Genomic DNA, 14,246 nt, shown 5'->3' on the forward strand with positions numbered 1-14,246 from the left:
TCTGTTAATATAGTCCATATAAGATTTATAAATAGAGGGGATGGATGTACATATGCACGTGCCATTGGTGTTAACGGATTTTCTCGATCGGGCAATGGAGTTATACGGGGATAAGGTAGCGATCATTGATGATGAAAAGCGTTTGACGTATAAACAGCTCGGTGACCGCGTGAATCAACTGGCAAGGGGACTGATGGAATTCGGGATAGAAAAAGGGGACAAGGTGGCGTATCTTGCGCCCAATACGACGGAGATGCTGGAAGGATTTTATGGCGTCTACTCTGTCGGAGGGGTCATGACGCCTTTGAATACCAGATTAAAGCCTGCCGATTATCAATTTATCCTCACCCACAGTGAGAGTAAGGCCCTGTTTGTCGATGAGGAGCTCTATCCGTTGGTGGAGCCGATTCTTTCAGAGGTGCCTCACTTGAAGCATGTGGTGATCCACGGCACATCGAGGGACGGACACCCAGGTTATGAAGGTTGGCGCAGTTCGTTCGGCCGCGAGCCTTTCGAACGTATTGAACTGGAAGAAACGGATATCGCGTCCCTTCTCTATACGAGTGGGACGACGGGAGATCCGAAGGGAGTCCTACTCACCCACAGGTCCAATTACCTGCATGCCCTATCGTCCATGCACCATTTACGGGTGACGGATCAGGATACGCTTCTTCACGTCCTGCCCATGTTCCATGTGAACGGTTGGGGGTCACCATTTTATTATACGGCCAACGGTGCGACCCAGGTGATGCTTCGAAAAGTCGAACCGGAAGTGATACTGGATAAAGTGGAGAAGCATGACGTGACGGTGATGCATATGGCACCGACCGTTCTCAACATGCTTCTTGAGAGCTATCCAGACAGGGACCGGTCAATTGGACAAAATGTAAGGGTTATCATTGCCGGGTCTGCGCCTCCACCGGCATTCGTCCGGAAAGTGGAGGAAAATCTAAAATGGGAATTCATCCAGGTATACGGGATGACAGAAATTTCACCTCTTATCACGACTTCTATAATAAGATCTTCGGAACAGGACCGGCCAAAGGAGGAGAAATACCGCCTGAAGGCGAAAGCGGGATACAGCATGATCGGGAGTAAGGTGAAGGTGGTCAACGAACTCGGGGAAGAGGTGCCTCATAATGGTAAAGCGATAGGCGAAATCGTGACGAGGACCAATACGGTGATGGAAGGGTATTATAAAAATCCGGAAGCAACCAATCAGACGATCAGGGAAGGATGGCTGCATACAGGAGATATGGCGACGGTCGATGAAGACGGCTACATCGAAATTGTCGACCGGATGAAAGACGTCATCATAAGCGGTGGAGAAAATATTTCTTCCATCGAGGTGGAGGGAGCCCTTTACGAACATGAAGGTGTCCTAGAAGCAGCGGTTGTGGCCATTCCCCATGAACGATGGGGGGAAGTTCCCCATGCAGTGGTGGTTCTAAGAGACGGTCACACATTAACTGAACAGGACTTGATTGATTTTACGAGAGAAAAGCTTGCCCACTTCAAGGCACCAAAGAGCATTACTTTTGCGAAAGAATTACCTAAGACCGCATCGGGAAAGATTCAAAAAGTGGTGATCCGAAAAGAGTTTTGGAAGAATCATGATCGGATGGTTCATTAAGGAAAGGAGCGTGCGAACCGCACGCTTCTTTCTTTGTAGGGGGCACATGCCCTTATTTCATCTCTCTTGTCTGCTTCTCGTCCCTGTTAAAGCTTCGACGGCATAAGTTATAAAAAGGACGTTTTATCTTCATAATAACAGGGAAAAGCAGTTTTTAAGAGTAGATAATTGGAGGGCGTAAAGATGAGTTTAAATTCCCCGTTGGTTCCAAAGTCAAAAACGAATTGTACCAATGAGTATGGAAAGTTAAAGAAAGTGGTCGTGGTTTCACCCGAAAATATGCAAATCAATGAAATCATAAATGAAACGCAAAAACATTTTTTGAAAGAAAATATTGATATAGATAAAGCTGTTTCCCAACATAAAAGATTTGTTGACGTATTGGAGAAAAATGGATCTGAGGTGATTCACCTTCAACCATCATCTGAATTGAATGAACAAGTCTTCACGCGAGACATCGGTTTCACGATCCATGATCAGTTTTTCGTGGCGTCGATGAATACCGATGTGAGGCGGGGAGAAGTGAAGACCCTCAAACACTGGCTGGAAGAGAATGAAGTACCTTATAACGAACTTCTTCATTCCATTGAAGGAGGGGATGTCCTCGTTGATGAGGAAAATGTCTGGATCGGCGTGAGTGGACGAACGAACCAGCTGGCGATTCAATCGCTGAGAAATCAGCTCACACCCTATACAGTACATGAATTGCCTTTAAGAGAAGACATCCTCCATTTGGATTGTGTGTTCACCATCATTTCCAGTGAATGGGCACTTGTATATCCGCCGGCATTTTCGAAAGAGGATCTTGAGACAATTAAGAAGCACTATAATATCATCACGGTGACCGATGAAGAACAATTTCAAATGGGCCCGAATGTATTAGCCATCGGAAATCAGAAGGTCATCAGTCTTACCCAAAACCAAGCATTAAATGAGCGGATCAGAGCGGAAGGGTTTGACGTGATCGAACTGGACCTGTCGGAAATCATTAAATCAGGCGGGTCATTCCGCTGCTGTACGCTTCCCCTTATAAGAGAATGAAATGAAAGAAACAGGTGACTTTTTGCCTGTTTTTTTCAATTTACATAAGTTTTACCCTCCTGTATTCGTTTCGTAAATAATTCTTCATATTTCCCCTTTATGCTTCTACATGTACTACGAATTATAGGAGGTAGGGAAAATGAAGAAATCAATGAAGAAGATCCTTCCGTTGGCGGTCGTATCCTCATTAGCTCTTGGAAGTGTCATAGGAATGAATCAGGACGACACAGAAGCGAAAGCCAAGGAATCAAAGAATGGTAAAGCCAAGAACGTCATCTTTATGATCGGTGATGGAATGGGTAACCCATATACAACGGCTCTTCGCTATATGAATGACAATCCGGATACGATGGAGATGGAAAAGACGGCATTTGATCCTTACCTTGTCGGACTACAAACGACGTACCCGGAAGATGAAAAAGAAAACGTAACAGACTCAGCGGCTGCCGCAACGGCGATGAGCGGCGGAGTGAAAACGTATAATAATGCAATTGCAGTGGATAATGATAAATCAAATGTAAAAACGGTACTGGAACAGGCGAAAGAAAACGGTATGTCTACAGGAATTGTAGCTACATCAGAAATCACACATGCTACGCCGGCATCTTACGGAGCACATGAAGAGTCACGCAAAAGTGAAGATGCGATTGCGGACGATTATTATGATGAAATGATCAATGGCAAGCATAAAATTGACGTCATGCTTGGTGGAGGAACGGACTTCTTCGAGAGAGATGACCGTAATGTGGCACAGCAGTTCAAGAAAGACGGATACAGCTATGTGAAATCAGCAGATGAGCTTAAAAAAGACGATAACAAGCAAATTCTTGGACTTTTCGCTGAATCCGGAATGGACAAGATGATCGACCGTGATGAAAAACAACCAAGCCTGGCCGACATGACGAAATCTGCCCTTGACCGTTTGAAAGGCGATAAAGACGGGTTCTTCCTGATGGTGGAAGGCAGTCAGATCGACTGGGCCGGTCATGATAATGACGTAGTCGGGGCTATGAGCGAAATGAGAGACTTTGAACAGGCATTTGAAAAAGTAAGAGACTTTGCTAAGGAGAATGGTGAAACATTGGTGATCGTGACGGCTGACCATTCCACTGGTGGCATTTCAATCGGTTCTGACGGTGAATACAACTGGGATCCAGCTCCGATCCAAGCTGCCAAGCATACACCTGACTACATGGCAGAGCAAATCGTAAACGGTGCGTCAGTTGAAGAAACATTAGCGAACAATATCGATCTTAAATTGACACAGGAAGAAGTCGCTTCTGTAAAATCAGCTGCTGAAAAAGGCGATCAAACAGAAATCGATAATGCGATCGAGAAGATTTTCGATAAACGTTCAGGTACCGGATGGACAACGGACGGACATACAGGTGACGACGTTCCTGTGTACGCGTTTGGACCTCAAAAAGAAAAATTTGCCGGTTTGATCGACAATACAGATCAAGCGAACCAAATCTTTGAACTATTGAAGAACAAAGGGAAGATCAAAGACTAGAAATAATCTGATTGAAAAAAGACCATGTTGGGACACTAGAGAGACCTAATAATATGAGACTGAATAAAACACCTTCAAGTAGTAAATATTTCATTTACATTTGGAGGTGTTTTTTCTATGGGTAATAAAATGTCCTATCCAGAAGAAGTTAAGAAAGAAGTTGTCCGTTTAAAATTAGAAGGTAAATATTCAAATCAAGAGCTAATGGAGATGTTCGGGATTAAGAATCGAACTCAGATTAAGACCTGGGTGAAATGGTTCAAGAATGGTGAGACCCATCGTTTGGCTCAACCTCTTGGGAAACAATATTCTTATGGGAAAGGTCCTGATGATGAAAGTGAACTAGCCGAGTTACGAAAGAAAGTCGCTTATTATGAAATGCGTGAGGAATTGTTGGGAAAGTATCGGGAGATCGAAAGGAAGTGGTCCCAGAAGTATTCGTCCAGACCGTAGAGATGTTTAAACATAAATATACCGTTATTGCCCTTTGTGAATGCTTTGGAGTGGCTAAGGCTACTTATTATCGTTGGCGGGGAAAAGCATGGGGCCCATCAGAATTGGAGAAGAAAATCATTGATATTTGTGAGGATTTGAAATTTCGCATTGGGCACCGGATGGTTCGTGATCTCTTGGATAAAGAGCACAAACTTAAAATCAATCGAAACACTGTACAGCGAATTATGCAGAAATTTAACATTCAGTGCCGTGTTAAACCGAAAAGACAAAACTATATAGCTGGGGAAAGTAAAATCGTCGTGCCCAATTACTTAAACAGAAACTTCCATGCATCTAAACCAAATGAAAAATGGGTTACAGATATTACCTATCTTCCTTATGGTGAGAAAATGTTATATTTATCAACGATTATGGACTTGTATAATAACGAAATTCTTGCTTACACCATTAGTGATAAACAAGATAAAGCTTTAGTGCTAGATACGTTAAAGAGAGCGTGTGAAGGTCGTGATGTATTTGAATGCATCCTTCACAGTGATCAAGGCTCTCAATATACATCGTATGATTTTCAGGAAGACGCTAAAAAAAGAGGCATCATCACAAGCATGTCCCGACGAGGAAACTGCTTTGATAATGCCGTCATTGAATCCTTCCACTCCTCTTTAAAGTCAGAAGAATTCAGTCCTCTGGATCGAGGGAAACTAACTACCCATACAGTACGAAAGAAAATAGAATCGTACATGTATTATTATAATTATTGTCGACCTTTTACAAAATTAAACTGCCAGACTCCGATAGAGTTTAGAGTCATGGCAGCTTAGGTGTTTTATTTAGTCTTATTTGACTGTGTCACTCCACACCCCCGACGTGGTCTTTTCTTAATTTATACTTCTTCTAAGTCAGAAACGCTTACTTCTGAACGTTCTTCAAGCGGTCCGCGGAGATGCACAACGGCCGTTTTGCCGTCTTCTGATACAGAGTCGATCCAAACGGATGCATCCTTGTATGTAACTTGGATGTCGGCTGAAGAAGATAAAATCTGTTTGACACGATTTTGGTCCATATTCAATTCCTCCTAACGTTTTTCAATGATTAGTGTGTCCCAATTTGGAAGAACCATGACCGCATAATTCCATTGGGAAATTGAAATTCTATTAGGGAAAGGATGATGGTATGAAAAAGCAGGATGAGAAAATGTCGGCTACTGAAGCCAATATGGAATTAAATGAACGATTATATGGAGGAGGGGAAAGGGTGGAAGACCCCCGGAATATTCATGTTGAATCCAATATGACCCCAGTGAATATTTCAAAGGAAGACAAGTGACCCCTTTTCCAAAAGAAAAACCTGCCTGATTCGCTTCAGGCAGGTTTTTGCTATTTCGTTTTATTTTTCTGATCTTTATTATGCTTATTTCCTTGGCTGTTGTCACCGCTTGTGATTTCACTTGCGAACTCTGTCGTACCTCGTTTCGGTGAGTTTTGATTTTCGCTTCCCCGGTTGTTTTTCTTAGTCAAAGGAATCCCTCCAAATTAGTATGATGATTATTAGTTTTCGATAAGGACATGGAGACTATTCAATGATAAGAGAATATATGTCTTTCTTCCTGTATTTAACAATCATAATGAAAATGTACCACGACTAAACGATAATGAAGGAAAGAACTTCTTTTTAAAGGGAGGGATGGCTGTGCAGGTGAAAGGGGGAAGGCAGATGGAGATAAAACCCGGCCATTGGTTTATAGACGAAGAAGCCGTGAATACAGATGGATTTCCGATTTTATTTATACATGGGATTGATGCATCATCAGAAACGTGGCTTTCAGATAACGATATGATTCCAATTACCCGTGGAGCCGGTTATCAATCGGTGTTCATCGACTTGCATCCTGACGAAGATATGTGGAGAAATGGTGAGATGCTGGCTGGAAAGCTCCGGGAGATGTATGAATACTTTAATGAAAAAATTGTGATTGTAAGTCACAGTAAAGGTGGAATCGATACTCAATCCGCACTGGTCCATCATGGTGCTTTTGCGTATGTTAAAAGGGTCATCACACTCTCGACTCCCCATCATGGGTCAGAGCTTGCAGACCTTGCCTTCAGTAAATGGGCGGGGTGGCTGACCGATGCGTTGAAAAGTAAGACAAATGCCGTCTTTTCATTGCAAACCGCTTATATGAAAGGATTCCGGGCTGAGACAGACGGATCTGATCTTATGAAAGAGATCCCCATCTATACATTCGGGGGCACCGGCTGGGGAGGTGCCTATTCTGAATTATTCTGGGGAGGGTTGTATTTAAGCCGGTTCGGTCAAAGTGACGGGGCCGTGCTGGTAAAAAGCTCCCGGCTTCCTTATGCCAAAGAAGTGGCGGTTAGGGACTGGACACACAGCACGATAAAAAAAGGCAGCAATGTTTTTCCCTATTTAAAGAATCTATACACGGATGAAGTAACGGATATTCCATATGCAGTGGGGAGCGAAATGGCTTCGGAAGGAGATATGTCGGTCCTTCACAGGGGTGGAAAATTCGAGGGGGCAAGATCGGAGAGTTTCTCCGTCGAAGAAGGGATAGAGGGTATTACGGTCGACTGGATCAGTGACCAGCGGGATACGGTGTATGAACTGGTAGGTCCGGATGGTGGAGTTTACATGCAGTGGAATCTGGCTGAAGATGCTACAGGGTATTTCCCTGGAGCGTATCATCATTCCATTCTTCTCACACAGCCAATTTCAGGACGATGGGAAGTGAAGGCAAGATCGGCTCAAAAAGAACATTATATGGTCAGCATCCTATTTCATCAAAAAGGAATGAGTGATGTCGCGGGCACTTTGGCCATGGGGGAGCCTTCTGTGAAGAAGACCTATACAATACATCATATCCCAATGAAAAGTGGGAAGAAAACGTCAACACTCATTACATCTGAAGACCTTTCATCTCTGCCGCTGTCGGACTTTGAAGAAGGAATCCATAACATCACCACAGATCTGGAAGGGAAAACGGCCCAGGGAAACAACTTCCAACGGACGATGATCCAGACCGTCTATGTAGATGGAAAGGGGAATATCTATTAAATGAAAAACAAAGGTCCGTCCCTCTGAGAAAAGAGGGACGGACCTTTGACGTTATAGTGTATTCAGAAATTCTGTTGTTCTGGTGATTTGGCGTTGGCGCTGTGGAGGTGCGCGATTTTTTCGCCGTTTTTGTAGACGAGCAGGCTTGGGATGCCCATGACATCATATTTCTCGGCGATTTCCGGGAATTCGTCCTTATTGATGTCATACCATTTATATTGATTGAATTCCTCCATGATTTCATCAATGAACATATCCATACGACGGCAGTCAGGACACCAGTCTGCATGAAATTTTACGATGACAGGCTCTGTTGATGTGATAAGATCGTCAAAGGTTTCTTTATTTTTGATTGATTGCATGATGATAACCTCCCTTTCCCACTTATTTTAAACAAAACAGAGACTGATTGTAAAACGAATCATTTTTCGTCTCATCTTGTACATGATAATATGAGAATACATTTTGAAAGAAAAAGGTGACATTATGCAGCCCATTAAAGTTGGTTTAGCAGGATACGGTTTTTCAGGACAAAGCTTTCATCGTCCTTTACTCTCTCATTTAGAGGAATTTCATATAGAAGCGGTCATGTCTTCCAATGAAGAAAAAGTAGTAAACGATCTTGAAGGGACGACCGTCGTGCCTTTCCTTGAAGATCTGCTTCAAGAAGACATCGAATTAGTGGTCATCACAACTCCCAATCACCTTCACTACAGTATGATCAAGCAATCACTATTAGCCGGTAAGCATGTGATCGTAGAGAAGCCATTTGTAACGGATAGCCGGGATGGGGAGGAGCTATTGGCACTGGCGAAAGAAAGAGGACTTCATCTCGCCGTTTTCCATAATCGGCGCTGGGATGCTGACTTCCTGACGATTCAGCAATTGGTGAAAGAAGGGACGCTGGGATCGATTTTTACATACGAAGCGCATTTTGACCGGTTCCGTCCGGCCATCAAGGACAGGTGGAAAGAGAATAAAATCGAAGGGGCAGGCGTGCTTTATGATCTTGGCTCTCATCTGTTGGATCAGGCCCTCACCCTGTTCGGGAAGCCCAAATGGGTGCAGGCGGATGTATTTCCGCAGCGAAATCCTGAAAAGGCAGAGGACTACTTCCTCATCACCCTCGGATATGATGTAATGAGGGTTCAACTGTATTCACGTTCAATCGTATTGGATCCGGGACCCCGTTATCAGGTACATGGTCTGAAAGGAAGCTTTGTGAAGCATGGCATGGATCGTCAGGAGGATGACCTTAAAGCAGGAAAGAACCCTGTTTCTAAAGAATGGGGAATCGAAGACGAAGAAAATTGGGGCGTCCTTACAACCATCTCAGGTGAAGAGGTGACATCGGAAGTCATTCCATCCGAAAAAGGGGACTACACACAATTTTACCTGGGGGTATACGGGGCAGTAAGAGAAAATGCTCCTCTACCCGTCGACCCTGAAGATGCTTTGCACGTCATCACGATAATCGAAGCATGCAAAGAAAGTGCAGCAACTGGACGCGTCATCAATATGACTTGAAAAAAGGGCTCCCTGACACGCAGGGAGCCCTTTTCCATATTTTATTCCACCGTCCCTGCTTCCAAAATCTGAATTTTTGCGTCTACATTGAATTTGACCCGTGGATAAATGCTGTCTTCCCATTCTTTGAAATCAAATCCTCGTACCCCGTGCTTTTGGAATTGTCCGATGCCGACAGGGTCTATGCCTAACTCCTGGAATTCTTTCAGCATTCTCGTCCCGTTTTCTTCAATATCCTTTTTCATCTGTTTCTCCACTTCAACCACTTTATCGTTCGTCAATTTTTTACCAGTATACTCACGGATGATCCCTCTTATTCTTATACGGACCGTCACTTCCACAGGGTCTGCATCATGCTTGACGATGATTTTATTCTTGGATTTGAGACTGGTTACTGAAGCCTCGATGGAATTTTCCACATGACCACGGCTCTTTTCTTTCCCCATTTTAATGACATAACTTCCTTCTGCATATTTATCCACAAGCAGTTTGAAGAAAAACATATCCTTAGCAGGGACTTTTTTGACCATTTTGTCTTTATCAAATAACGCGATGCCCGAAATTGCCACACTTTCATTGGACAGCTGCTTTAAGATGGGCAGATAAGGTGTCTGCCCATCCTGAAAGTAATCATAAATGAACATATGAAGGTTGGTTTCGGGAAGTTCTCTCCGGGTGATATTATGCTGGATCAGGTTGGAAAGGTATGTCCCATTTCCTCTTAATCCATAGTTTCCCTTGAGGAGCTCTCCTGCTTCCCCTTCCGTAACGGTCAAATAAAGCCTGGCCCCGACACTGGCATCCCTTTGGAGGGAGTCGCCGATATCGATAATTCCCTTCTTTGCAAGCTCTTCCCCGACTAAAACGACGTCCAAACTACCTCGGACAAGAGGCTGCTGAGATCGTCTTTCCAATTTTTCGAGTACTTCCCTGGTAGAGGAGGCTTCTGCTGACAACGTCCCGTTTTGAATAGATTTATCAGAGAGGTAGATGGGAAACAAAGCAGTTCCCTTGATCTTGTCCTCTCCCACGTAGTCATAAGCTTTCCCTGTTTCAATATATAGGTCGTCCAGGATTTCCTTTTCCACACATCCAGTTAACAATATAAAACTAATGAGAAGAGCAACGATCATGCTAATACGGTTCATTGTTTGTGCCTCACTTTCTTCATGATGATCACAAGCAACAGAAGAGCAGGGATGTAAAAATAGTTAATGTAAAATCCGATTTGCCCTGATACGGAATTGAGGAAATTCACTAGCTTCCGGTCAGTAAAAAACGTAAGGGCGGATAAGCATAGAAGGCAGATGATCAATAACGTATGCCTGTGCTTCAGAGGAGTCATTCGTTTTAAAATCCTGCTGGCACACCAGATGGCGATACAAACGTTCGGAAGGATAATCAAACACCAATTGGCAATGCCGATATACTCAAATCGCTCTACGAACGGCATTTCGACGATCTTCCACATGGAAAGAGTGGCCCAGACGGTCTTTTCCAGCTGCTTCTGACTGAAAAATGAAAAAGAAATCAAGGCTAAGATTGTGTATAGTAGAGTGGTCGTAGAAAGCGCCCAGTGTGCATATTTCTGGGATTTCTTTGCGTCTTTCACAAATGGATAAAGCATCAAGATGGATTCATAACCTAAATACGTCAGGGACATGTTCTTGGTAGAAATCAATAGATCCTTTACCGAATGATCAAAGACAGGCAGAATATTTCGAAAGTCTGCATACTTGAAGGTGAAGGCGAAAGTTAATACGAGATAACTTGGAAGGATGATACCGAAAAAGGCCGTTCCGGTCACGGTCCGTACCCCGCCGTTGACAATATAATATACAAGGATGAGGAAGAACAAAGAAAAGAAGAATGTACTCAATCTCGGATACATCCACACCTGTAATACCTCGATATACGTGCGCAATATGGTAATGACAAGCAAACTGAAATAGACGACAAAGAAGAGACTGAATACTTTCCCAAGCCACTTCCCAAAGGCCAGGGTGTGGGCAGATACAAGATCTCCCTCGACCCTATTTAAAATCTGATACATTATGAACATAATAACGTGAGTGAAAATACCTGCAAGAATGACGGAAATCCATCCATCATAGCCCGCATTTTTCGAAATGATTCGCTGAAATCCAAGTACTCCTGCCCCCACCTGAATGGAGTGAATGAGAAAAAATACGAGAAAGGGCGATATTTTTCTTCTATCCGGAATGGGCTGCATCTGATCACCTCCAACCATTATTCGTCGATATCAAACTTTTTCTTACCTTCAGACGGGCGGAATCTGGACGGCTTCTGGGTTCGTAAATATTCCGGACGCCCTGATTGTTTATTAAAGGGGAAGCGAATGATAGCATCTTTCAGGTCTTTTACCCTTGGCGGGAAAAGGGGTTCCAAAAACGGTCTGCCTAAAGAGGTTAACTGTAGCAGATGACCCATCAGCAGACAGAAGCAGTAGACGATACCCAATAGTCCCCAAAGTTGAGCGAACAACAGAAAGGGAAACCGTAAAAGACGGATCGTATTACCCATCCGATACACAGGTGTTGTAAAGGAAGCAAGAGCCGCAAGGGCAACCATTATGAGCAATACGTTACTTGTGATCCCCGCTTCAACTGACGCCGTCCCGATGACGATCCCTCCAACGATACCGATTGTCTGACCTACCTTGGTCGGAAGGCGCGCCCCTGCTTCACGAAGCAGTTCAATCGTCAATTCCAGAAACAATGCTTCAAGTATAGGTGGCAGAGGGATCTCTTGTCTTGACGTGATGAGTGTGGCCATTAAATCTTTCGGTATGAGTTCATAATGATAGGTCAATGCTGCCACATAAATAGGCGTAATCAAAATGGAGAACGCCACTGCGAATACACGGACGAGACGAAGAAATGAGGAAATAGAAAAATTCAAAAAATAATCCTCATAGGCATTAAAAAATTCTACGAGAGTGGTAGGTCCTATCAATGCATGGGGAGATCCATCCACCATGATTGTAAGCTTACCTTCCACAAGGACCGATGCGACCCGGTCAGGCCTTTCTGAATCCAGTAATTGCGGGAAAGGGGATTTGCTGTTATCGGCAATCAGCTGTTCTATGAATGAACTGTCCATGATCTGATCGAAGTCCAGATCGCGTAATCGCTGGCGGACTGTTTCCACGTTGGATTCATCTGCCAATCCATCAATATAAAGTAGTGCAACCCGTGTGTGGGTCAGTTTTCCGATATTGAATTCTTCCATAACCAATTCTTTCACGGGCAGACGCTTTCTAAGCAGATTTAAATTATCGCTTAGAGACTCTACAAACGCCTCTTTTGGCCCAACGACGCTGAACTCCACTTCTGGTTGGGATACTTTCCTCCCCATCTCATTTTTAGTAGCGATAAAGGCGAATTTTCGATTGGTCGCGTCCATTGTCAGCAACGTATATCCGTTATAGATCTTCTGCTCGATTTGGGTTTCATCAGTGGAAATTTGAATATCTATTACTGGAACCAGTGTTTTTAAATCATCGAATGAATGAAAATCCTTAGAAAGTAATGAAGGGAGGACGTCCTCCTGCAGGATCTTTCCATCAATTAACGTAGTGACGAAGTGCAGACTGAATTTAACCCCTGTATGAGGATTCTGATAAAATGCCTGTTTATAATCGGCAGATTTCTCCGCTTCCTTTTTCATGCTTTCATATGATTGTTTCTTACTTTTCTTATCGCTGTTTTTCTTGTTCTTAAAGAATGGAAACATACTAATCCCTCATGTCCGATGTATGGTCTATCCTGTAGTGTTACCGAAAAAAGGAGAATTATGAAAAAGGAAGCGAGGAGAGGAAATAAACGTATAGCAACCCCTGGAAATCAGCATACAAAAAAGCCGGAGAGGGCATGCCCTTTCCGGCTTTTCACAAGAGTCGTTTATTCCTGTTCTAAAAAGTACTTTTCGATATCATCGAGCATGGCATTTGCCGCCAGGACTCCGCCAGCAGTGTTCCAAATCGCATCACTTACTTCATAGACCTTATCTTGTTTTGCTACTTCAAGATTTTTGAACAACGGATCGTTCAGCCACTCTTCAGCAAGTTTATTCGCTTCGCCATCTCCTGTTTCATATGTGAAGTAGAACAGGACATCTCCGTCCATAGCCGGGATGCGTTCTTTGGTTACACCTTTTTCTGCGAAGTCTTCTGCGTCCTGACCATCAGGACGGTCGAAACCCAGCTGGTCCAGGATCACGCCTGAGAATGAGTCTTTATGGTAAATTCTTACGTCTCCTGCCAGAAAGCGGACCATGGAAACTTTTTGATTCAGCTTGTCTCCGAGTTTCCCTTTAAGATCTTCGATACGCTGATCATACTCCGCTAATACTTCCTTGCCTTTTTCTTCTTTATTCAGTGCTTTTGCATACAACTCGAAATTTTCTTTCCAGTTGCCGCGTAACGTTTCAGCCATCACGGTTGGAGCGATGTCTTTCAGTTGATTATACTGCTCTTCTTGACGCATTTTGTTCCCGATAATCAGGTCCGGCTGAAGCTTCGCGATCGCTTCCATATTTAGTTCGCTCTCTGTTCCGACGACTTCCACATCTTTCATCTTGTCAGCGATGTGGTCATACCAAGGATCACCTGTCCATGATTGAACGGCACCGACTGGTGTGACACCCAGGGAAAGGAGGGCTTCTGTGCCTTCATTTGTCAGGATAACGACTTTCTTTGGCGTTCCTTTGATTTCCGTCGTACCCATTGCATGTTTCACTGTATACGTTTCTTCATTCGTATCATTTCCTGCAGACTCATCTTTTTCTTCTTTATTTCCGCAGGCAGCGAGAAAGAGAAGGGTAGAGATCAACAGTAGGGATAGTAAGCTTTTCAATTTCATATGTAGATCCTCCTGATATATTTTATCGGTGATAATGATTATCATTTACACTCATAATGGTAGATGAGAAGGTTTTCAATGTCAATACCTAAATGATAATGATTTTCAAAGTCATTGA

General features: G+C 43.5%; 14 protein-coding genes. 7 read left to right on the forward strand and 7 right to left on the reverse strand.

Features of this window, described 5'->3' with window-relative positions:
- Positions 1 to 52 precede the first annotated feature (52 nt).
- The 4 genes from ATG71_RS07875 (at position 53) to ATG71_RS07890 (ending at position 5,464) form a co-directional block, all read left to right on the forward strand.
- Positions 53 to 1,633, forward strand: a complete 1,581-nt coding sequence (locus tag ATG71_RS07875) for a long-chain-fatty-acid--CoA ligase (RefSeq protein ID WP_098439143.1) — start codon at positions 53 to 55, stop codon at positions 1,631 to 1,633.
- A gap of 183 nt (positions 1,634 to 1,816) precedes the next feature.
- Positions 1,817 to 2,674 carry a dimethylarginine dimethylaminohydrolase family protein gene (locus ATG71_RS07880; RefSeq protein ID WP_098439144.1) on the forward strand — a complete coding sequence of 286 codons (858 nt, stop codon included), beginning with the start codon at positions 1,817 to 1,819 and terminating at the stop codon, positions 2,672 to 2,674.
- Between the two features lie 139 nt (positions 2,675 to 2,813).
- Entirely contained in the window at positions 2,814 to 4,187 is a 1,374-nt protein-coding gene (locus tag ATG71_RS07885) for an alkaline phosphatase (protein WP_098439145.1), read from the forward strand.
- Positions 4,188 to 4,304: 117 nt separating this feature from the next.
- Positions 4,305 to 5,464, forward strand: a protein-coding gene (locus ATG71_RS07890) for an IS3 family transposase (protein WP_098439146.1) whose coding sequence is annotated in 2 segments (ribosomal slippage) — positions 4,305 to 4,584 and positions 4,584 to 5,464 — 1,161 coding nt in all. Because the reading frame shifts where the segments join, the coding sequence is not laid out codon by codon here.
- A 62-nt stretch (positions 5,465 to 5,526) separates the two neighbouring features.
- Here ATG71_RS07890 and ATG71_RS07895 read toward each other — a convergent pair.
- Complete coding sequence (locus ATG71_RS07895) at positions 5,527 to 5,706, reverse strand: H-type small acid-soluble spore protein (protein WP_098439147.1); 180 nt, start codon at positions 5,704 to 5,706, stop codon at positions 5,527 to 5,529.
- A 110-nt stretch (positions 5,707 to 5,816) separates the two neighbouring features.
- Here ATG71_RS07895 and ATG71_RS23325 point away from each other — a divergent pair, with 110 nt between their 5' ends.
- On the forward strand, positions 5,817 to 5,969 hold the full coding sequence (locus ATG71_RS23325) for a hypothetical protein (protein ID WP_179886492.1): 153 nt from the start codon (positions 5,817 to 5,819) through the stop codon (positions 5,967 to 5,969).
- Positions 5,970 to 6,019: 50 nt separating this feature from the next.
- On the opposite strand, the gene ATG71_RS23330 is transcribed toward ATG71_RS23325, so the two are convergent.
- Positions 6,020 to 6,160: a hypothetical protein gene (locus ATG71_RS23330; protein WP_179886493.1), complete on the reverse strand. Its 141-nt coding sequence runs from the start codon at positions 6,158 to 6,160 to the stop codon at positions 6,020 to 6,022.
- A 196-nt stretch (positions 6,161 to 6,356) separates the two neighbouring features.
- Between ATG71_RS23330 and ATG71_RS07900 the strand changes: the two genes are divergently transcribed.
- On the forward strand, positions 6,357 to 7,718 hold the full coding sequence (locus tag ATG71_RS07900; RefSeq protein ID WP_179886494.1) for an esterase/lipase family protein: 1,362 nt from the start codon (positions 6,357 to 6,359) through the stop codon (positions 7,716 to 7,718).
- A 62-nt stretch (positions 7,719 to 7,780) separates the two neighbouring features.
- Here the strand turns inward: ATG71_RS07900 and ATG71_RS07905 are convergent, their stop codons facing one another.
- A complete protein-coding gene (locus tag ATG71_RS07905; RefSeq protein ID WP_098439149.1) occupies positions 7,781 to 8,080 on the reverse strand; it encodes a thioredoxin family protein in 300 nt (99 codons plus the stop codon).
- A 103-nt stretch (positions 8,081 to 8,183) separates the two neighbouring features.
- On the opposite strand from ATG71_RS07905, the gene ATG71_RS07910 reads away from it, so the two are divergent.
- Positions 8,184 to 9,245 carry an oxidoreductase gene (locus tag ATG71_RS07910; protein WP_286162951.1) on the forward strand — a complete coding sequence of 354 codons (1,062 nt, stop codon included), beginning with the start codon at positions 8,184 to 8,186 and terminating at the stop codon, positions 9,243 to 9,245.
- Positions 9,246 to 9,286: 41 nt separating this feature from the next.
- Here ATG71_RS07910 and ATG71_RS07915 read toward each other — a convergent pair whose 3' ends face one another.
- The 4 genes from ATG71_RS07915 to ATG71_RS07930 all read right to left on the reverse strand — a co-directional run bounded on the left by ATG71_RS07915 (position 9,287) and on the right by ATG71_RS07930 (position 14,128).
- The gene (locus ATG71_RS07915) at positions 9,287 to 10,393 is read right to left on the reverse strand and encodes a Ger(x)C family spore germination protein (protein WP_286162952.1); all 1,107 of its coding nucleotides are present in this window, start codon (positions 10,391 to 10,393) and stop codon (positions 9,287 to 9,289) included.
- A complete protein-coding gene (locus ATG71_RS07920; RefSeq protein ID WP_098439150.1) occupies positions 10,390 to 11,478 on the reverse strand; it encodes a GerAB/ArcD/ProY family transporter in 1,089 nt (362 codons plus the stop codon). Before ATG71_RS07920 ends, ATG71_RS07915 begins: the two co-directional genes overlap by 4 nt.
- Positions 11,479 to 11,495: 17 nt before the next feature.
- Positions 11,496 to 13,001 carry a spore germination protein gene (locus ATG71_RS07925; RefSeq protein WP_098439151.1) on the reverse strand — a complete coding sequence of 502 codons (1,506 nt, stop codon included), beginning with the start codon at positions 12,999 to 13,001 and terminating at the stop codon, positions 11,496 to 11,498.
- Positions 13,002 to 13,168: 167 nt separating this feature from the next.
- Positions 13,169 to 14,128, reverse strand: coding sequence for an ABC transporter substrate-binding protein (locus tag ATG71_RS07930; RefSeq protein ID WP_098439152.1), 960 nt, complete (start codon positions 14,126 to 14,128; stop codon positions 13,169 to 13,171).
- Positions 14,129 to 14,246 lie beyond the last annotated feature (118 nt).

It is taken from the genome of Bacillus sp. es.034 (assembly GCF_002563655.1).
Classification (GTDB): domain Bacteria; phylum Bacillota; class Bacilli; order Bacillales; family Bacillaceae_B; genus Rossellomorea.